The sequence below is a fragment of the Promicromonospora sp. NPDC060271 genome (assembly GCF_042726755.1).
Lineage (GTDB): Bacteria > Actinomycetota > Actinomycetes > Actinomycetales > Cellulomonadaceae > Promicromonospora.
Window position 1 is genome coordinate 1 of sequence record NZ_JBHXBG010000122.1, and the last position, 17,236, is coordinate 17,236.

A 17,236-nucleotide genomic window follows, 5' to 3' on the forward strand; every position below is an offset into this window, starting at 1 on the left:
CCCGGCGGGTTACGGTCCCCTGTCGCCTGTTGAACGGGAGTCAGGGCCGCCCTCAGCGGCGGCGCGAGACCAGGAGCGAGCCGCCGAGGATCGCGAACCAGATGACGTTGATCGCGCCGATGCTGGCGACGGCGCCCCAGCCGTTCGCCGCGTAGAACTCCGCGGCGTTCATCCCGAAGAAGATCGACGGCGCCAGGGCCAGGTTGACGAGAGCGAGCACGACGCTGCCGACGAGCACCCACCGGGGCAGGAGCCCGGTACGCGCCGCGCTGATCGTCAGGGAGACGAGGAACGTCGCCACGAGGGCGCGGGCGATGGGGCCGTGCAGGAGCACCATGCCGGCGGCGAGCGGGCCGTCGACGGTCGGGTCCATGGCACCGTCCGGCATCCAGAGGGACGTGCCGACCTCCAGGGACGCCGACACCAGAGTGACCGCCACGTAGGTCAGCAGCGAGGTGACGGCGATCGACCCGGCGAGTCCGGCGTCCCCCTGCCGGCTGTTCCTGAGCAGCCGCGCAAGGCCGGTCGCGAACAGGAGGAAGCCGACGAAGGTGACGACGGTGATGAGGTTGCGCGTGATGACGTTGTCAGCGGGGGGCGGGCCCGAGTAGACGAAGTACAGGCCCACCATGACGACGGAGAGGGCCCCGGAGACCAGGCCGCTGAGGCCGGTGACGAGACGGTCGGACCGGCTGATCTGGAACGTGCTCTGCCCCGAACGGGGTGCTTCTGTGATGTCCATGGCTTCAGCGTCGTCGAGCCGGACAGGGCGGGGCATCCACCCTTCCGGTGGTCCCCGCCGACGAAAGTCGCACCGGACGAGATACTAAAGAGTGACGTCCGCGCAGGCCCGCGCACCTACGCTCGGCCTCGTGACGGAGCTGAACGAGCAAGGCCCGACGAGCGGTCCGGCCGCCACGGGGACGACAGGTCACCGCCGCGCCGGGGCGCTCCTGCGCACCATCCTCCCCACGCTCGTGTCCTTCGCCGGCGGCCTGGCGCTGCTGCGCTGGGTGCTGGTGGAGCGGCCGGCCGGCGCGCTGCTGTGGGTGGACGTCGTCTGCGGCGTGCTGGCGTGCTGTGCGCTGCTGCTCAGGCGCGGGGCGCGGACGGCCGTCGCCCTGGCGCTGGCGGCCGCCGCCGCGTTCGTCGCGACGGCGGGTGTGGCCAACATGGTCGCGCTCTACGGTGTCGCCCGGCACGGCCGGCTGCCGGTGGCGATCGGCGTCGGCGCCGCGAACGTGCTCGCGGGCTACGTCTTCTGGCTGGTCTATCCGGGCAACAACCAGGTCTTCCTGACCTTGGTCGTCAACCTCGCCATCGTCACCGCCGTCGTGGCGTCCGGCGCGCTCCGGCAGGCGCAGGCCTCCCTGCTCGTCTCGTACCGGGAGCGGGCGGAACGCGCCGAGCGGGAGCAGCGGCTGCGCGAGCACCAGGTGCGCCAGGCCGAACGGACCCGGATCGCGCGCGAGATGCACGACGTCGTCACGCACCGGATCTCGCTCATCGCCCTGCACGCGGGCGGGCTCATGGTCGATCCGGAGCTGTCCCGCGCCGAGGTCAAGGACGCGGGCGAGCTGATCTACGGTTCCGCCCGTCAGGCGCTCGACGAGCTCAGGACCGCCCTCGGCGCGCTCCGGGCGGACGAGCCGATCTCGCTCGAGCAGCCGAGCCTCGACCGCATCCAGGATCTGGTCGGCGAGGCCGTCCGGGCGGGGCAGCGGGTGGAGCTCGACATGGACCCGGCGCTCCTCGAACGCGCGCGGACCGGCGTCGGCAGGGATGCCTACCGCATAGTCCAGGAGGGGCTCGCGAACGCGCGCAAGCACGCACCCGACGCGACCGCCCTGGTGACGCTCGCTCTCGAGGAGGGGGCGCTGCGCGTGCGCGTGGAGAACGACGTGGTCGAGCGGTCGCTCGGCGTCCCGGGCGCCGGAGCCGGGCTGATCGGCCTGAAGGAGCGTGCGGACCTCGCCGGCGGCACCCTGCGCTACGGCCCGTCGGCGGGACGGTTCGAGCTGGTCGGTGAGCTGCCATGGACGTGACCACCATCTCGGTGCTGCTGGTCGACGACGACCCCATGGTCCGCAACGGCCTGCGGATGGTCCTGCGCGGCGACCCGGAGCTCGTCGTCGTGGGCGAGGCAGGGGACGGACGCCAGGCGGTAGGGCTGGCTCGCGAGCTGAGGCCCGACGTCGTCCTGATGGACCTGCAGATGCCGGTGCTGGACGGCGTCGGCGCCACCCGCGAGCTGCACGAGCACCCCGACGCCCCGGCCGTCCTGGTCCTGACGACCTTCCACCTCGACACGTACGTCCTCGACGCCCTGTCGGCGGGCGCGCGCGGCTACCTCCTCAAGGACGTCCCACCGACGGAGATCGCCCGTGCGGTACGGCTGGTCGCGGCGGGCGAGTCGGTCTTCTCCGCCTCGATCACGCAGCGCCTGGTGCAGCAGGTCGCCGACCCGGCGGCCGCACCGCTGGCCGACGCCGCCCGCCGCACGCTGGCCGCGCTCACCGACCGCGAGCGCGAGGTCGCCGAGGCGGTGGCCGCCGGCCGGTCCAACGCCGCGATCGCCGCCCAGATGTACATGAGCGAGGCGACGGTGAAGACCCACGTTTCGCGGATCCTGACGAAGACAGGCAGCGAGAACCGCGTCCAGGTCGCCCTGCTCGTGTACCAGGCGCAGAGCGCGAGAGGATGAGCACATGCCCTCACCCGTCCGCCCCGGCCTCGCGGTCACACCCGCGCTGACCATTCCCCGGGCAGAGCTCACGGAGCGGTTCTCGCGCGCCTCCGGCCCGGGCGGGCAGGGCGTGAACACGACCGACTCGCGGGTCGAGCTGTTCTGGGACGTCGGGCGGTCCGCCGTCCTGAGCGAGACGCAGCGCGAGCGTGTCACGGACCGGCTCGCGGAGCGGCTGGTCGACGGCGTCCTGACCGTCGTCGCCTCGGAGCACCGGGAGCAGCGGCGCAACCGCGACGCCGCGGCCAAGCGGCTCGCGGCTCTCGTGGCCGGTGCCCTCGCCCCTCCCCCACGGACCCGCCGCCCCACGCGCGCGACGCGCGGTTCGCAGGAACGGCGGCTGGCCGCCAAGAAGCAGCGGTCCACGACCAAGCGGCTGCGCTCGTCCAAACCCCGGCGCGAGGACTGACGGCGGCCGTAGCGCCCTCGTGTCAGGCTGGAGAGATGGCGAACCGTCTGGCGACCGCGACCAGCCCGTACCTCCTCCAGCACGCGAACAATCCCGTCGACTGGCGGGAGTGGGGCGAGGAGGCGTTCGCCGAGGCCCGGCGCCGCGACGTCCCGGTGCTGCTGTCCGTCGGGTACGCCGCGTGCCACTGGTGCCACGTCATGGCGCACGAGTCGTTCGAGGACGCGGGTGTCGCCGCGGCGGTCAACGACCGCTTCGTCGCGGTGAAGGTGGACCGCGAGGAGCGGCCCGACGTCGACGCCGTCTACATGAGCGCGACCACAGCGCTCACCGGTCAGGGCGGCTGGCCCATGACCTGCTTCCTCACCCCGGACGGCGACCCGTTCTACTGCGGCACCTACTACCCCCGTGACCACTTCCTGGCGCTGCTCGACGGCGTCGCGGAGGCCTGGGCGGAACGCCGGGACGCCGTCGAGCAGCAGGGTGCCGCGATCACCGAGGCGGTGACCCAGGCGTCCACGCGCCTGACCCCCGACCGGCTGGACGACGACGCACTCGCCGCCGCGGTGCGCGCCCTGGCCCGCGAGGCCGACCCGGTGCACGGCGGGTTCGGCCGCGCGCCCAAGTTCCCGCCGTCCATGACCCTGGAACACCTGCTGCGCCATCATGCCCGCACGGGCGACCCCGAGGCGCTGCGGATCGTCGAGCGCGCGTGCGAGGCGATGGCCCGCGGCGGCCTCTACGACCAGCTCGCGGGCGGGTTCGCACGCTACGCGGTCGACGCCGCCTGGGTGGTGCCGCACTTCGAGAAGATGCTGTACGACAACGCCCAGCTCCTGCGCGTCTACCTGCACCTCTACCGCGCGACCGGTTCGCGGCTCGCCGCGCGCGTCGCCCGCGAGACCGCCGGCTTCCTCCTGACCGGTCTGCGCACGCCCGAGGGCGGGTTCGCGTCCGCGCTCGACGCGGACACCGAAGGCGTCGAGGGCCTGACCTACGTCTGGACCCCGGCGCAGCTCGTGGAGGTCCTCGGCCCCGACGCCGGCGCCCGCGCCGCGGCGGCCCTGTCCGTCACACCGGAGGGCACCTTCGAGGAGGGCGCCTCGACCCTCCAGCTGCCGGAGGACCCCGACCCCCGTTGGTGGGCCGGGGTGCGCGCCCGGCTCGCCGACGCCCGGTCGGCGCGGCCCCAGCCCGCCCGCGACGACAAGGTGGTCACGGCGTGGAACGGTCTGGCGATCGCCGCCCTCGCGGAGGCGGGGATGCTGCTCGGCGAACCGGACCACGTCACCGCCGCGCGGGAGTGCGCGGAGCTCGTCCTCGGCCTCCACCTCGTCGACGGACGCCTGCGGCGGGCGTCCCGCGGCGGCGTCGTCGGCTCCGCGCCCGGCGTCGCCGCCGACCACGGCGACCTCGCCGAAGGGCTGCTCACCCTGCACCAGGCGACGGGCGAGACGCGCTGGCTCGACGCCGCGAGCGGCCTGCTCGACACCGCGCAGAGCCGGTTCGGCGACGGCGCGGGCGGCTTCTTCGACGGGGCCGACGACGCCGAACGCCTCGTCAGCCGGCCGAAGGACGCCACCGACGCGGCCGAGCCGGCGGGCCAGTCGGCGCTCGCCGGCGCGCTGTGCACCTACGCCGCCCTGACCGGCTCGCCCCGGCATCGTACGGCGGCCGAGACCGCGGTGGCCGCGGCAGGCACACTGGCCAGGCAGGCGCCACGGTTCGCCGGCTGGACCCTCGCCGTCGCGGAGGCGCTCGCCGCCGGCCCGCTGCAGGTCGCCGTCGTCGGACCCGACGACGACGCGCGCGCCGCGCTCGAACGGGTGGCCAGGGGCTCGGCGTCGCCGGGGCTCGTGGTGGCCGTCGGCGAGCCGGACGCACCGGGTGTTCCCCTGCTCGCCGCCCGCCCGCTCGTCGACGGGCAGGCAGCGGCCTACGTGTGCAGGGGTTTCGTGTGCGACCGGCCGGTGACCTCCGCCGCGGACCTCGCGGCGGCGCTCGGCGCCTGACGGGCGGGCGGCTCGCGGGCGGATCACGGGTGCCGGTCCGTTCACCGGCCGGGTCAGGCCGCCCGCTCCCGGTGCCGCCGAACACCCGCACGGTTGGCGCACCGCACCGAGCAGTACCGCTGACGCCCGTTGCGGGTCACGTCGACCACCACGTTGGTGCACGGCTGCGAGGCGCAGCGCCCCAGCCGGTGCATCCCGCGGGTGACCAGGTGGAGGGAGGTTCCCACGCTGATGACGGCGCGCAGCACCGAGGAGAGCACCTGGTCGTCGTCCCGGTAGTGGAGGTGCCACCCCTCACCGTCGTGGTCGGTGAGCCGCGGGTAGGCGGCCACCGCCGCCATCTGCGCGTTCAGCAGGGCGGCGCGGCCGGCGGGATCGGGCGTGTCCACGATGCGCAGCCAGTCGTCGATGACGATGCGCGAGCGCGCGTGGTCCTCCGGCTCCTCCTGGAACTGCATGGTCATGCCGAACTCGCGGGTCCGCGCCTCGATCCCGGCACGGTCGGCGGGCCAGTCGTCGGCGAGGGACCCGGCGAGCAGGACCGCGTACTCACCGTAAGGGTTGAGATGCACAAGGCCATTACAGCATCGTGAGGGCATGACGACGATCCGCACCCGTCCCGACCGGCGAACCGGCACCCGCGAGACCGGCGACCAGGAGACCGGCACCCGGGAGACAAGGGCCGAAGAGACCAGTGCCAAGGAGACCAGGCACGAGCATGCGTGGGCGACGGAGTCACGCCACGCGACCTCGGCTGGATACGTGGTCTACGTGCGGTGCACGGCGTGCGGGAGCCGCCGGGTGGACCTGCAGGGGCACCGGGAGACGCCGCCCGCGCCGCTGACCCGGGTGGTCGCAGGGGCGTCCTGAGCCAAGGGCCGACGGCGCTCGGGGCTCGTGTCAGTGGCTCGTGCGAGCATCGGGTATGAACACATCGGGGACAGACACACCGGGTACAGACACAGCGGGCACGGCCGGCATCCAGCTTCTCCGCCCGGCCGGGCTGGTCTCCAGCCCTGCCTTCAGCCACGTCGCCGTCGTGCCGCCGGGAGCGACCACGATCTACGTCGGCGGCCAGAACTCCGTCGACGCGGACGGCTCGCTCGTCGGCGGGGACGACGTCGCCGCGCAGTCCGTCCGCGCCGTCGAGAATGTCGGGACGGCGCTCGCCGCTGCCGGCGCCACCTTCGCCGACGTCATCCAGTGGACCGTGCTCTTCGTCGACGGCGTCGACCTCACGGCGGCGTACGGTGCGATCGCTCCCCTGCTCGCGTCCGACGAACCGCCCCTGGTGGTCGGGGCGCGCGTCGCCGGGCTCGGCGTGCCGGGTGCGCTCATCGAGGTCAGCGCGATAGCCGCCGTGCTGCGCTGACCCTGGCGCGGTGAGCCGCGACCCGTTCCCTGGTGGCGCACCGCCGCGAGCAGTACCGCTGGTCCGGCCCGCTCCCGACCGCGAGGAACACCTGATCGCAGCCGGTCGCCGCACAGACCCCGCCCGGCAGCTCCTGCCGGTCCCAGATCAGGACGGCCATCGCCAGGCAGGCTGACGCCAGGAACCACTCGCCGATCGGGCCGTCGTCGTCGCGGTCGAGGTGGACGTGCCATGCCGTCCCGCCGTGCGCGGTGAGCCGCAGCCGCTGCGTGTGCCGGGCCAGCAGGTGGTTGAGCAACCCGGTCGCCGTCTCGAGGTCGGCGGCGTCGAAGATCGGGCGCAGCTTGTGCGCCGCGCGCCGCAGGGGTTCGACGTCGTCGGCCGTTATGGTCAGCGACTCGTCCTCACCGTGGGCGAGCAGGACCTCTCGGACGGCCGCCGGGGTCGGGTCCCCGGCCAGCACGTTGATCATCGCGGCGGTACGCCGCGCGGCGGTGCGCGGGGAGAGCCGTACGGGCCAGTCGGCGTTCGGTGGGACCATCCACGAAATGTAACGCTCATAGACGAGTTCTACGTTACGTCCGTACGGTGCGTCCCGTGCACCTGCCGACCACGAACCGACGTCTGCGAACCTACCTGGCCGGGGCGACGATCTCCCGCACCGGCGACGAGATGAGCGGCCCCGCCCTGCTCCTGCTCGCGATGGCCACCTCGGACGCGGTCTCGACCGGGCCGGCGCTGGTGGCCGCGCTGACCGCCGCGACAGCGGTGGGCGGACCGGTTCTCGGCGTGCTCGTCGACCGGGCGCGGCGCCCCGGCCGGCTGCTGGCCCTCGCGCTCATGGGCTTCGCGGCGGTCATCGCCTGCGTGGCCCTCCTGATCGGGCACGTCGGGGTGCCGGCGCTCGTCGCCGTCGCGCTGGTCGGCGGGCTCTTCCGCCCGGCCCTGTCCGGCGGCTGGAGCTCCCGGCTGCCCGACGTCGTACCGGCCCGCGAGCTACCCCGCGCCTCGGCGCTGGACGGCCTGACGTTCGACGTCGCCGCGCTCGCGGCCCCCGTCCTCGTGGGCGGCCTCGCGCTCGTGCTGTCGCCCGCGTACGCGGTCGCCCTCGCGGTCCTGGCGATCCTGCTCGCCGCCCCGGCTGCCCACGCGACCGGCGGTACGCCGCGCAGGACCGGCCGGCGGCCACGGCTCCGGCAGCAGGTGCTGACCGGATTCCTCGTGATCGCCCGGAACCGGCGGCTGCGCCGGGCGACCGTCACGTCGGTGATCGGCTACGCCGGCGTCGGCCTGATCCTCACCGCGGCGCCGCTCCTCGCCGCGCACGTCCTCGGCGAGGCCGGGTACGGTCCCTGGCTGGTGGCCCTGACGGCCCTGGCCGCCCTGGTCGGCAATGCCGTGTACGCGGCTCGCCCCGACCGGATCGCACCCGACCGGGTCCTGGCCGCCACCTTCTGCCTGCTCGCGGCCGCGGCCGGGCTCGCCGCGCTGGCGCTGGTGGTCAGCGCGCCGCCGGTCGGCGTCTGCTGCCTGCTGGCGGCCGCCGTGCTCACCGGCGCGGCCGACGGGCCGCAGCTCTCCGCGCTGCTGCGGATCCGCCACCGGGACACCCCGGATGAGGTCCGCGGCCAGGTGTTCACGACCGCCGCCAGCCTCAAGCTCGGCGGCGCGGCACTCGGCGCCGCGCTGTGCGGCGTGCTCGCGTCCGCGCTGCCTCTCGCGATGGTCACGGCGATGGCCGTCGAGCTGTTCGCGCTGCTGTGCTTCGCCGCCCTGAGCCGCCCGACGTCGGCCCCTCAGGACGGCGCGCGGGAGCGGCTTCGTCCCGGCGCACGCTCGTAGCCGGCGGGCCGGACCGTGAGCTCGGCGCGGCCGCCGGTCAGCGACCGCAGGTCCAGGACGTAGCGGCTGAGCTCCGCCTCCGGGACCGTCGCGACCAGGCGCGCCCGGCCGTCGTCGGCCAGCTCGGTCGCCGAGACGCGCCCGCGCCGCCCGGACAGGTCGGTGAGCACCGCGCCCTGGTGGTCGGGCGGGACGGTCACGGTCACCGTCGCGACGGGCTCCAGCAGCACCGTGCCTGCCTCGGCCAGCGCGGCCCTGACCCCAGCGGCCGTCGCGACGCGGAACGCCATGTCGGACGAGTCCACCGAGTGCGACTTGCCGTCGTACACCTCGACGCGCAGGTCCACGACAGGGTGGCCCAGCGGCCCTCCGGCGGCCATCGCGTCGTGGGCTCCCTTCTCGACGGCGGAGATGTACTGCCGGGGCACCGCGCCGCCCACGACCGAGTCCACGAACTCGAAGCCGCCCTCGGGCAGCGGCCCCACCCGGAGCTGCACGACGGCGAACTGGCCGTGGCCGCCCGACTGCTTCTTGACCTTGCCCTCCGCCTGCGCGGGCCGTGCGATCGTCTCCCGGTACGCCACGGGCACCGGCCCGGTCTCGACGTGGACGCCGAACACCCGCGCGAGCCGTTCGACCGCTACGGCGAGCTGCGTGTCACCGAGGCCCCGCAGCACCGTCGCCTCGCCCACCCGGTCCACGACCAGCGTCGGGTCCTCGGCGACGAGCCGGGCCAGCGCCGTCGGCATCCGCTCGTCGTCCGACTGCGACGCCGGCACGAGCGACGCGGCGTAGACGGGCTGACGCGGGGGCGACAGGAAGGGCCTGGCCCGGCCCGACGTCCGCGACCAGAGCAGCGTGCCCGAGGACGAGCCGCCCAGCTTGGCCGCTGCGCCGACGTCGCCCGCCGCGAGCTCCCCGACCGGGATGTGTTCCTTGCCCTGCAACCGGAACAGGCCGTGGATGCGCTCGTCGGCGCCGGTGGTCGCGTTGCGCAGCCGGTCGGACGTGCGCACGACACCGGAGAGCACCTTGAGCATCGAGACCTGCCCCACGAAGGGGTCGACCACGGTCCGGAAGATGTGCACGAAGGGCTCCCCCGACGGGTCGGCCGCGACCGAGACGGTGCGCCCGGCGTCACCGGCGTCGCCGGTTCCGTCGTCGGCCCCCGAGCCGACGACGATCCGGCAGTCGCGCTCCGTCGGTGCGGGCGCGAGCTCGCACAGCAGGTCCGTGAGGCGGTCGACGCCGGTGGCCGTCACCCCGGACGCGACGACGACAGGCACCGCCTCGCCCGTGGCCACCTCCCGGGCGAGGTCCCGCTCGAGGTCGGCCGCGGCCGGCTCCTGACCCGACAGGTACGCGTCGAGCTGCTCGTCGTCGTGCGACACGAGCTCCTCGGTCACCTCCACGTGCAGCCGGTGCTCCTCGTCGACGACCTCGGGCGGCAGGTCCTCGTCGTGGTGCCGGCCATCGGAGTCGTACACGAGGGCGTGCTCGCCGAGCACGTCCGCGATGGCACGGAACGACTGCTCCTCGCCGAGCGGCAGCTCGATGGGCCACAGTCGCTCGCCGAACGCCTCGCGCAGCTCGGCGAGCACGCGCCGGAAGTCGGCCCGGGCCCGGTCCTCCTGCGTCACGACGACGATGCGCGGGACGGCGAGCGCCTCGGCGGTCGCCCACGCGGTCCGGGTGCCGGGCTGCACGCCGTCGACCGCGCTGACGACGACGAGCGCGAGGTCCGCGACCGACAGGGCCGTGTCCACGGCGCCCGCGAAGTCGGGGTGGCCCGGCGCATCGGCGAGCGTCAGGGTGCGCACGGCACCGTCCGGGCATGTCCAGGTGAGCGTTCCGAGCGCCAGGCCGAGCGAGATGCCGCGGGCGATCTCCTCCGGCTCGTGGTCCGTCACCGTGCTGCCGTCCTCCACGCGGCCGGCGCGGGCAATCGCACCGGCGCGGTGCAGCAGAGCCTCGGTGAGCGTCGTCTTCCCGGAGCCCGACGCACCCACCACGGCGATGGTCCGGTGACTGGTTGTGGGTGCCGCGTCCATGAGGCCTCCCGTCCTTGGGTGCTACCGGCCATCATGGCGCGTTCGGCGCGCACGCACATCAGGGCGACGGGTCAATGGGTCATCCAGCCATGGGTCATCAGCCATGGGTGATCAATCGGGATACTGCTGGACAACACCTCCACGCAGGGTGAGCATCAACAGAGGGCCGAAAGCGATGCTGCTTGCTCCACCGAACGGATGTGCTCTCATGCCGACTCCTCCGGAAAACTCCCCGGTTCCGCCCGAACCGCTCGAGGCCGCCAAGGCCGTGGCCCGGGAGGGCAAGCACGTCGACAAGGGCCTCGACGCGGTGGACTGGTTCGTCACCCTGCTGGGAGTCGCCGGGGCGCCCGTCTCCGCGTGGCTCAACCCCAGCCTGCAGGAAGCCGCCGGCGACGGCTGGATCGCGTTCACCCTTGCGACGTTCACCTGGACGGCCGGCTGTGCGCTCGGCGTGGTGGTCCTCTTGCGATCCGGCGTGCGCGGTTTTCCGCTGGTCCTCGCGGTCGGCGCCTGTTACGTCGTGGCGTTGGTGGTCGCCTCGCTGCTCGGACAGGGCGTGCTGGAGATCACCGCTCCGCAGTCCGGCCTGGGCCCCTTCAACCTCATCGCCACGGTCGTCGTCGCGGCGCTGGCGGCCTACGGTCCGCTCGGGTTCTTCCTGGCCGGCGGGATCGGCACGTGGCTCGGGTTCCGTCTGAGTCCGCACGTGCCCAAGGGCTTTCTCGCGTGAGCGAGGGCCGGGGCGGCACCGCCGGCCACCCTGCCTCGGTCAGCGGCTGAGCTCGATCAGCGCGAGCAGCGCCCGCCCGTAGGCGTCGACAGGCTCCGGGGCCGCGAACACCCGCGGCCGGCCGAGGAGCTCGACGTCCACCTCGTAGCCGCCGTCGGCCCCGCGCAGCGCACGGAAGCTCGAACGCAGGAGGGTGCGCAGCTGGTCCTCGCGGGGCAGCCAGAGGGCGTCCTCGATGGCCACGGAGTCCAGCGCCCACTCGGTGGTGCCGTTGAAGCCGAGGATGGTTCCGGTCGGGAACTCGTGCGCCTCGATGGTCATGGTGCTCACGGTGAAGACGTCGCCCGCGAGCTCGGGCGCGGCGATGCGGAACTGGTCGCCGTCGACCGGCTTCCAGACCAGGCCGGCGTCCCGCAGCTCCGCGGCAAGCTGGTAGGAGATCATGCCCCCATTGTGGAACCCGCACCGACGGGCGAGAACGGGGTTGTGTTCGTCATCGCCGATCCGGCGAACACAACCCGGTTCTCACCCGTCTCGGTGGCCCGTCAGTAGTGCTGGGCGGCGGGGGTCGTCGCCGGCCGGCGCTGGGGCCACAGCGCGATGGCCAGCCCGGCCAGGGCGCTCCCGAGGTGCAGCCCGTTGTCCGCCGCGTTGATGTTGAGAAAGTTGATCCCCGGGTTGTTCACCGCGAACAGGCCGAAGACGAACGTCGCGCCGTAGCCGGCCACGAGCAGCCAGCCGAACGTCCGCGCGCGCCCCGCCGCGGACCACAGCGCGAGCCCGAGGAGTCCGATCAGGATGTGCACGATGTTGTGCAGCGGGTTGATCGCGAATCCCAGCAGCGTCTGGCCGTGGTCGTGCTCCGCGAACCCGCTGAACCCGGTCACCAGGAAGCCCGCGGCCCCCACGAGGAGGTAGACCGCACCGATCACGAGGGCGATCCACTGGTGCGGCGCCCGGGTGCGCGTCGCGGACATGGACTCAGTCATGGCACTTCTCCGTTCCGTCTCGTCTGGTTCCTTCTTGTGTGGCATCCGTCCTTGTGTGGCATCCGTCGCCGCGGCGACGGTCATGCAACGGGTTCGGAGCCGAGGCCGGACCGGATGGGAACAGCGGGGAAAAGATGTCGGTGCCGCCATCCCTCGGATGACGGCACCGACCGTGGAGCGGACCAGGCCTACTGCCCGGTGAACACGAACGGCGAGCCCGGCTCCTTCACGATGTCCCCGTCACGGGAGTTCGTGACGGTCACGTTCGACAGGATCGCGTTGCCGCGGGCGCCGGCCATCGCGAGGATGCCGGACCCGTTGTTGGACCCGTCGATCCGCACGTTCGTGATCCGGACGTCGGGCATGTTCCCGCCGCCGTTCTTGAACTGGATGCCGTCGTAGGTGGAGTCGTAGATGTCGGTGTCACGGATGGTGACGCCGACGATGTCGTGGGTCTGCGGGAAGAGCGTGATCGCCCCGAACTCCTGGTCCTCGTTCCAGAACGCCCCGCCCGTGCGGTACAGGCCGTTGTTGGCGATGAGCGTCGTCCCCGAGAACGGCAGGGGGTCGTGGTCGGTCGCCAGCATGATGCCGGGGTAGTTCATGGTGTCGGAGATGAGGTTGTTCTCGATGCTGTTGTCGTAGCCCCCGTAGATCGCGATGCCGTTGGCGCGCCACGGGAGCTGGACGGTGTTGTTGCGGAACGCGTTGTCGTGCCCGATGTCGACGTTGCGGTCCTTGACGTACGGGTTGGCCCAGACGGCCAGCGCGTCGTCGCCGGTGTTGCGGAACGTCGAGTTGAAGACCAGCGAGTTGCGCGTGCCGTTGCTGAAGTTGATGCCGTCCGCGTAGGTGTTGCGGATGCGCATGCCGGAGAACTCGACGCCGTCGCCGGGTCCCCACAGCTCGGGGATGTTGGTGTAGTCGCGCCCGACCCAGACGCCGACGTTGGCGTGCTCGATCCACACGTTGGTGATCTTCGTGTCCTGGCCGAACCGCCCGTTGAGGCCGACGCCGCCCTCCTCCTGCCCGTTGTTGCCGCGGATGTCACCGGAGCCGAAGATCGCAAGGTCGGAGATCTGGACGTTGTCGTCGATGTCGAACCCGAAGTTGCCCTCGTGCGGGTGGTTGATGACGCCCGGGGCGAGGTGCGGCTTGATGAGGCTGTAGAGCTGCGAGTGCCACATGCCCGCGCCGCGGATCGTGACGTCGCTGATGCCCACCTGGTTGTGCGTGCCGCGGTTGAGCGGGTCGTCCGTGAGGATCTTCTTCTCCTGGCGCCACTGCCCCGCCGGGATCCACACGCAGGCGATGTCGCCGTTCTGGTCGGCGGTGACGGCGGCCTGGATCGCGGCCGTGTCCTCCTGCCCGTCGTTCGGCACCGCGCCGTACTCGGTGATCGAGGTGCACTGGGCGGGCTTCGAGGCGGGTGGTGCGACCTGCTCGAGCTCGATCAGGTCGATGACGTAGAACGCGGCGTCGTCCCCGGCGTCGCGCTGGAGCTTGAACTGCGTGCCCGCCGGGAAGGACCGGCCGAGCAGCGCGTGCGACTCGTCGAACAGGCGCCGGGCGTCACCGCCCGGGGTGTTGACCAGGCCTTCGGGCTGGTCGGTGGTCCCGTACAGCCACGAGTGCTTGGACGACAGCGTCAGCTTCTGCACGAACTGGCCGTCCGCGTAGAGGCTGATCGTCTTCTCCTGTCCCCCGCCGCCGGCCGCGTCGGGGATCGAGTTGCGGACGACGATCGAGTTGGTCGGGTTGGTGGACGTGAACTGCACGTACTGGCCCGTGCTGGTCAGCCGCACCGACTCGCGGCCCGACGACTCGGTGGCGAAGTTGGTGTGCCCGAACGTGCGCAGCGGGTCGGCCTGCAGGAGCGTGCCGTTGTGCTGCCCGTCCTCCGCCTCGTAGGTCGTGTACGGCACGGCGGCGCCGCGGCCCACCGTGACGGCGAGCCGCCCCGAGTTGTTCTCCTCGTTCGTCTCGTCGACGACGTCGGTGGCGTCGGCCGTGGCGGTCACCGTCACCCCGCCGTTCGTCGCGGTCCACGAGCCGGACGGCGTGACCGTGACGGTCTGGCCCGCCGGGACCGCCGGCGTCGTGCCGTTCAGCGTGCTGGAGCCCGCGACGACGCGCGTCACGGACCCGGCGGCGGCCGGCTGGTTGCCACGGTTGCGCACCTGGACGGTGAACGTCACCGCCGTGCCGACGGCGGGGTTGGTCGGGTTCGAGGACACCGAGACGACCTCGAGGTCTGGCCCGGGCGCCTCGCCCACGACGAGCTTCGCCGTCGCCGTGAACGCGTTGTCGGTCTCGTTCTGCTCGGCGACCGTGTTCGCCGGGTCGACGACCGCGCCGACGGTGTACTCCCCCGCCGGCCGCGTGCCGGCGGCGACCGGGACCTGGGTGGTCGCGCCCGGCTGCAGGGCGCCCACGTCCGCCGAGCCGACGGTGGTGCCGCCGAGCTTCGCGTCGACGGTGGTGCCAGCCGATGCCCGGTCACCGGTGTTCTTCACGGTCGCCGTGAGCGTCACGGGCGTCGTCGCCGTCGGCGACGCCGGGGACGTGGTCACCGCCGTCACGGTGAGGTTCGGGTTGGGCGCCGGGGCGCCGTAGACTTCGAGCTCGGCGACCTGGCCGTTGCCCGCGCCGGTGTTGCCCGTGAAGCGCAGGCGGACGTCGGTCACGGTGCCCGCAACGGGCACGTTCACGAGGTTGCCGCTCCCGGGTGCGAAGGCATACCCGGCGGACGCCTTGAGCTCCTGCCACGCCGCCGTGCCGGAGCGGCCCCAGACCGAGAAGGTCTGCGTGCGCGGACCCCACGCCCCGTCGGGGTTCAGGCGCACCCGCACGCTGCTGACCTGTGTGGGCGCGGCGAGGGAGACGTCGAGCGTCGACGGGTACTGCCCGCCCGCGCCCTCCCAGTACGTGCCGACCTGACCGTCCACGGCGTTGGCGGCGACGTAGGACCACTCGGTGGACGACGCCGCAGCAGGCCGGTCCTTCGCGTAGTTGGTGCCGGTCGGGTCGGTGGGCGGGTCGGTCGGGTCGCCGCCGCCCGTCGGTGTGCCCCAGACCTGCAGCTCGGCGACCTGGCCGCTGCCCGCGCCGGTGTTGGCGCTGAAGGCGAGACGCACCTCGTCGACCTCGGTGTCTGTCTCCGAGCCGCCCTCGGAGCCGAGCGTGAGCTCCACCTTGTTACCGCTCGCCGGGTCGAAGCGATGGGCAGCGGACGCCTTGAGCGTGCGGAACGACGACTCGCCGTCGGACCGCCCGAGCACGCTGAACGTCTGCGTGCGCGGCTCCCACACGGCGGCCGGTGGCACACTGACGACCACGCGCTCGACGTCGGCCGCCGCGCCCAGGTCGACGGTGAGGTGCGCCGGGTACTGGCCGCCCGCACCCTCCCAGTAGGAGCTCGCGTTCCCGTCGTTGGCGTTGCCCGCGACGTAGTTCTGCGTCACCGACGACGCCGCGATCGGCTTGCCGAGCGCGAGGTTGGTGACCTCCGCCGCGGCGTGCGCGACGGCGCCGAGGCCGAGCGGCGCGACGAGGGCGAACGCGGCACCCGCGACGACCGTGTTCCTCCAGGCCGTGTTCTGCCGGGCTGTGTTCTGCCGGGCCAGGTGACTCCGGCCGAGGTTCTTCCAGGGGATTCTCATGAACGTCCTCGTTCTCCCGCCGGGGCGGGCTCGTCCAGCCGCGGGGCAACACTGCCCGGCGAGAGTAGAAAGTTGCAGCATGTGCACTGCTTTGTGCTCAGCATCTGTCAATTTCTTGCGGCTTGCTGTACGGACGTTACGAGACTGTGTACTGGGCGTCAAGAGTGCGAAGGGGCACGACAGGGCAGGCGCATGCGCGACGGGGTCGGCAGGCGGAGCGCTCGGTCAACCGAGTGGTTCGGCGTCAGCCAGCCGGCTTCAGCGTCAGCCAGCCAGCTCGGGGTCAGCCAGCTAACTCGGCGTCAGCCAGCCTGCCCGGCGTCAGCCAGCTGGCTTCAGCCTCAGCCAGCCGGCTCACAGAGGCGCAGCACGTTGCCGAACGGATCGACGAGCTCGATGGTCGGCCCGCCCGGAGCCTCGCGGTCGATACCGGGCCGAAGCCGCGCATGCGGCCGGTGCGAGAGCTCCGCATGGAGCGCATCAACACCGGCGACAGGCACCCAGACCACCGTTCCCGGTGTCCCGTCGCCGTGGTGCTCGGACAGGTCCAGTACCGCCTGGCCGCGGCGAACCCGCAGGTAGAGGGCAAGCCCAGGTTCGAAGCGGTGCTCCCACTCGACGCCGAATCCGAGGTAGTCCACGTAGAACTCGCGTGCGCGCCCCTCGTCCTGGATACGAAGCACCGGGACCGCGCGCCCGAAGTCGGCCGGCCCGAGGTCGTGCGATGCCACCAGCGGTCCCGCCAGCGGCGCCGCTGACGGACCTGCCGGCAACAGCGCGGACGCAGTGTTCCAGTTAGCGAAACCGAGCTGGGCGGCCACGATCTCCAGCGCGCGGCTGTGGCTGATGGTGACATCGGAGGCAGCGAGCGTCCGGCGCAGCGCGCGGGCGGCCGTCTTGGCGTCGACAAGTGTCAGGTCCACGATTCCATCGCTATCCCGGTGCCGTGAGCGTCGTCGGTGCCCGCATTGCCGTCCGGGGCACCGTGGTAGGCACGAGAACCTCTGACAGGACGTCTTCGTCGATGCATTCACCAGACCGATCATCTCGGCGCGGGCGGCAGGCTCATCGAGGGCCCGGGTAGAGATTAGCAAGCCAGCGCCGGCGCACCGGGCAGTGTGCGCTCGGAGGTTCTCGGGCTGGGCGGTGGGCATGTCACGACCTTTGAAGAGTTATCCACAGATTTGAAATCTGGCCAGCAGGGCGCACGAATGTTCGACATAATAGATGCAGCAAGGAAGTGAGAGCTAGAGCGGGCGATCAGGACGGGCGGGGGGTGGGCATCGTGGATCAGACGACGAACAGCATGCCCGCTGGTGGCCTGTCTGCTGTGGTCTCGATCGAGGACGTGCTGGCCCGGATCGAGAACGAGATAGATGACCTCACCGCCCGGACCACTCCGGAGGCCCTGACCGGGTGG

The 17,236-nt window shown here is 72.6% G+C and carries 16 protein-coding genes; 8 read left to right on the forward strand and 8 right to left on the reverse strand.

Features of this window, described 5'->3' with window-relative positions; translation table 11 throughout:
• Positions 1-52: 52 nt before the first annotated feature.
• Entirely contained in the window at positions 53-742 is a 690-nt protein-coding gene (locus tag ACFWE2_RS17820) for a hypothetical protein (protein ID WP_377225553.1), read from the reverse strand.
• Between the two features lie 130 nt (positions 743-872).
• On the opposite strand from ACFWE2_RS17820, the gene ACFWE2_RS17825 reads away from it, so the two are divergent.
• The 4 genes from ACFWE2_RS17825 to ACFWE2_RS17840 are packed head-to-tail and all read left to right on the forward strand — an operon-like array spanning position 873 to position 5,167.
• On the forward strand, positions 873-2,045 hold the full coding sequence (locus tag ACFWE2_RS17825) for a sensor histidine kinase (protein ID WP_377225554.1): 1,173 nt from the start codon (positions 873-875) through the stop codon (positions 2,043-2,045).
• Positions 2,036-2,704: a response regulator gene (locus ACFWE2_RS17830; RefSeq protein ID WP_377225555.1), complete on the forward strand. Its 669-nt coding sequence runs from the start codon at positions 2,036-2,038 to the stop codon at positions 2,702-2,704. Before ACFWE2_RS17825 ends, ACFWE2_RS17830 begins: the two co-directional genes overlap by 10 nt.
• A gap of 4 nt (positions 2,705-2,708) precedes the next feature.
• Positions 2,709-3,155 carry an alternative ribosome rescue aminoacyl-tRNA hydrolase ArfB gene (gene arfB / locus ACFWE2_RS17835; protein WP_377225556.1) on the forward strand — a complete coding sequence of 149 codons (447 nt, stop codon included), beginning with the start codon at positions 2,709-2,711 and terminating at the stop codon, positions 3,153-3,155.
• Positions 3,156-3,190: 35 nt separating this feature from the next.
• Complete coding sequence (locus tag ACFWE2_RS17840) at positions 3,191-5,167, forward strand: thioredoxin domain-containing protein (RefSeq protein WP_377225557.1); 1,977 nt, start codon at positions 3,191-3,193, stop codon at positions 5,165-5,167.
• Positions 5,168-5,220: 53 nt separating this feature from the next.
• Here the strand turns inward: ACFWE2_RS17840 and ACFWE2_RS17845 are convergent, their stop codons facing one another.
• Positions 5,221-5,739 carry a CGNR zinc finger domain-containing protein gene (locus ACFWE2_RS17845; protein ID WP_377225558.1) on the reverse strand — a complete coding sequence of 173 codons (519 nt, stop codon included), beginning with the start codon at positions 5,737-5,739 and terminating at the stop codon, positions 5,221-5,223.
• 25 nt (positions 5,740-5,764) lie between these two features.
• Here ACFWE2_RS17845 and ACFWE2_RS17850 point away from each other — a divergent pair, with 25 nt between their 5' ends.
• Together ACFWE2_RS17850 and ACFWE2_RS17855 are read left to right on the forward strand one after the other, a co-directional pair.
• Positions 5,765-6,037 carry a hypothetical protein gene (locus ACFWE2_RS17850; protein WP_377225559.1) on the forward strand — a complete coding sequence of 91 codons (273 nt, stop codon included), beginning with the start codon at positions 5,765-5,767 and terminating at the stop codon, positions 6,035-6,037.
• Positions 6,038-6,092: 55 nt separating this feature from the next.
• Entirely contained in the window at positions 6,093-6,539 is a 447-nt protein-coding gene (locus tag ACFWE2_RS17855; protein ID WP_377225560.1) for a RidA family protein, read from the forward strand.
• On the opposite strand, the gene ACFWE2_RS17860 is transcribed toward ACFWE2_RS17855, so the two are convergent.
• Positions 6,511-7,080, reverse strand: coding sequence for a CGNR zinc finger domain-containing protein (locus ACFWE2_RS17860; protein ID WP_377225561.1), 570 nt, complete (start codon positions 7,078-7,080; stop codon positions 6,511-6,513). The two genes, ACFWE2_RS17855 and ACFWE2_RS17860, sit on opposite strands and share 29 nt — an antisense overlap.
• A 56-nt stretch (positions 7,081-7,136) precedes the next feature.
• Here ACFWE2_RS17860 and ACFWE2_RS17865 point away from each other — a divergent pair, with 56 nt between their 5' ends.
• Entirely contained in the window at positions 7,137-8,381 is a 1,245-nt protein-coding gene (locus tag ACFWE2_RS17865) for an MFS transporter (RefSeq protein WP_377225562.1), read from the forward strand.
• On the opposite strand, the gene ACFWE2_RS17870 is transcribed toward ACFWE2_RS17865, so the two are convergent.
• The gene (locus ACFWE2_RS17870; RefSeq protein ID WP_377225563.1) at positions 8,336-10,432 is read right to left on the reverse strand and encodes an elongation factor G; all 2,097 of its coding nucleotides are present in this window, start codon (positions 10,430-10,432) and stop codon (positions 8,336-8,338) included. The two genes, ACFWE2_RS17865 and ACFWE2_RS17870, sit on opposite strands and share 46 nt — an antisense overlap.
• Positions 10,433-10,640: 208 nt before the next feature.
• Here ACFWE2_RS17870 and ACFWE2_RS17875 point away from each other — a divergent pair, with 208 nt between their 5' ends.
• Entirely contained in the window at positions 10,641-11,165 is a 525-nt protein-coding gene (locus ACFWE2_RS17875; RefSeq protein WP_377225564.1) for a hypothetical protein, read from the forward strand.
• A gap of 39 nt (positions 11,166-11,204) precedes the next feature.
• On the opposite strand, the gene ACFWE2_RS17880 is transcribed toward ACFWE2_RS17875, so the two are convergent.
• From ACFWE2_RS17880 to ACFWE2_RS17895, 4 genes are all read right to left on the reverse strand, one after another.
• Positions 11,205-11,609 carry a pilus assembly protein CpaE gene (locus ACFWE2_RS17880; RefSeq protein ID WP_377225565.1) on the reverse strand — a complete coding sequence of 135 codons (405 nt, stop codon included), beginning with the start codon at positions 11,607-11,609 and terminating at the stop codon, positions 11,205-11,207.
• Between the two features lie 101 nt (positions 11,610-11,710).
• Positions 11,711-12,154, reverse strand: coding sequence for a DUF4383 domain-containing protein (locus ACFWE2_RS17885; RefSeq protein WP_377225566.1), 444 nt, complete (start codon positions 12,152-12,154; stop codon positions 11,711-11,713).
• A gap of 188 nt (positions 12,155-12,342) precedes the next feature.
• On the reverse strand, positions 12,343-15,816 hold the full coding sequence (locus ACFWE2_RS17890) for a CARDB domain-containing protein (RefSeq protein ID WP_377225567.1): 3,474 nt from the start codon (positions 15,814-15,816) through the stop codon (positions 12,343-12,345).
• A gap of 341 nt (positions 15,817-16,157) precedes the next feature.
• Positions 16,158-16,739: a glyoxalase superfamily protein gene (locus tag ACFWE2_RS17895; RefSeq protein WP_377225568.1), complete on the reverse strand. Its 582-nt coding sequence runs from the start codon at positions 16,737-16,739 to the stop codon at positions 16,158-16,160.
• Positions 16,740-17,236: the final 497 nt, after the last annotated feature.

Bases quoted from the DNA above. Each gene is read 5' to 3' on its own strand.
- ACFWE2_RS17830 (WP_377225555.1), top strand. From the start codon at position 2,036: ATGGACGTGACCACCATCTCGGTGCTGCTGGTCGACGACGACCCCATG.
- ACFWE2_RS17870 (WP_377225563.1), bottom strand. From the start codon at position 10,432: ATGGACGCGGCACCCACAACCAGTCACCGGACCATCGCCGTGGTGGGT.
- ACFWE2_RS17885 (WP_377225566.1), bottom strand. From the start codon at position 12,154: ATGACTGAGTCCATGTCCGCGACGCGCACCCGGGCGCCGCACCAGTGG.
- ACFWE2_RS17875 (WP_377225564.1), top strand. From the start codon at position 10,641: ATGCCGACTCCTCCGGAAAACTCCCCGGTTCCGCCCGAACCGCTCGAG.
- ACFWE2_RS17890 (WP_377225567.1), bottom strand. From the start codon at position 15,816: ATGAGAATCCCCTGGAAGAACCTCGGCCGGAGTCACCTGGCCCGGCAG.
- ACFWE2_RS17855 (WP_377225560.1), top strand. From the start codon at position 6,093: ATGAACACATCGGGGACAGACACACCGGGTACAGACACAGCGGGCACG.
- arfB (WP_377225556.1), top strand. From the start codon at position 2,709: ATGCCCTCACCCGTCCGCCCCGGCCTCGCGGTCACACCCGCGCTGACC.
- ACFWE2_RS17840 (WP_377225557.1), top strand. From the start codon at position 3,191: ATGGCGAACCGTCTGGCGACCGCGACCAGCCCGTACCTCCTCCAGCAC.
- ACFWE2_RS17850 (WP_377225559.1), top strand. From the start codon at position 5,765: ATGACGACGATCCGCACCCGTCCCGACCGGCGAACCGGCACCCGCGAG.
- ACFWE2_RS17860 (WP_377225561.1), bottom strand. From the start codon at position 7,080: ATGGTCCCACCGAACGCCGACTGGCCCGTACGGCTCTCCCCGCGCACC.
- ACFWE2_RS17820 (WP_377225553.1), bottom strand. From the start codon at position 742: ATGGACATCACAGAAGCACCCCGTTCGGGGCAGAGCACGTTCCAGATC.
- ACFWE2_RS17880 (WP_377225565.1), bottom strand. From the start codon at position 11,609: ATGATCTCCTACCAGCTTGCCGCGGAGCTGCGGGACGCCGGCCTGGTC.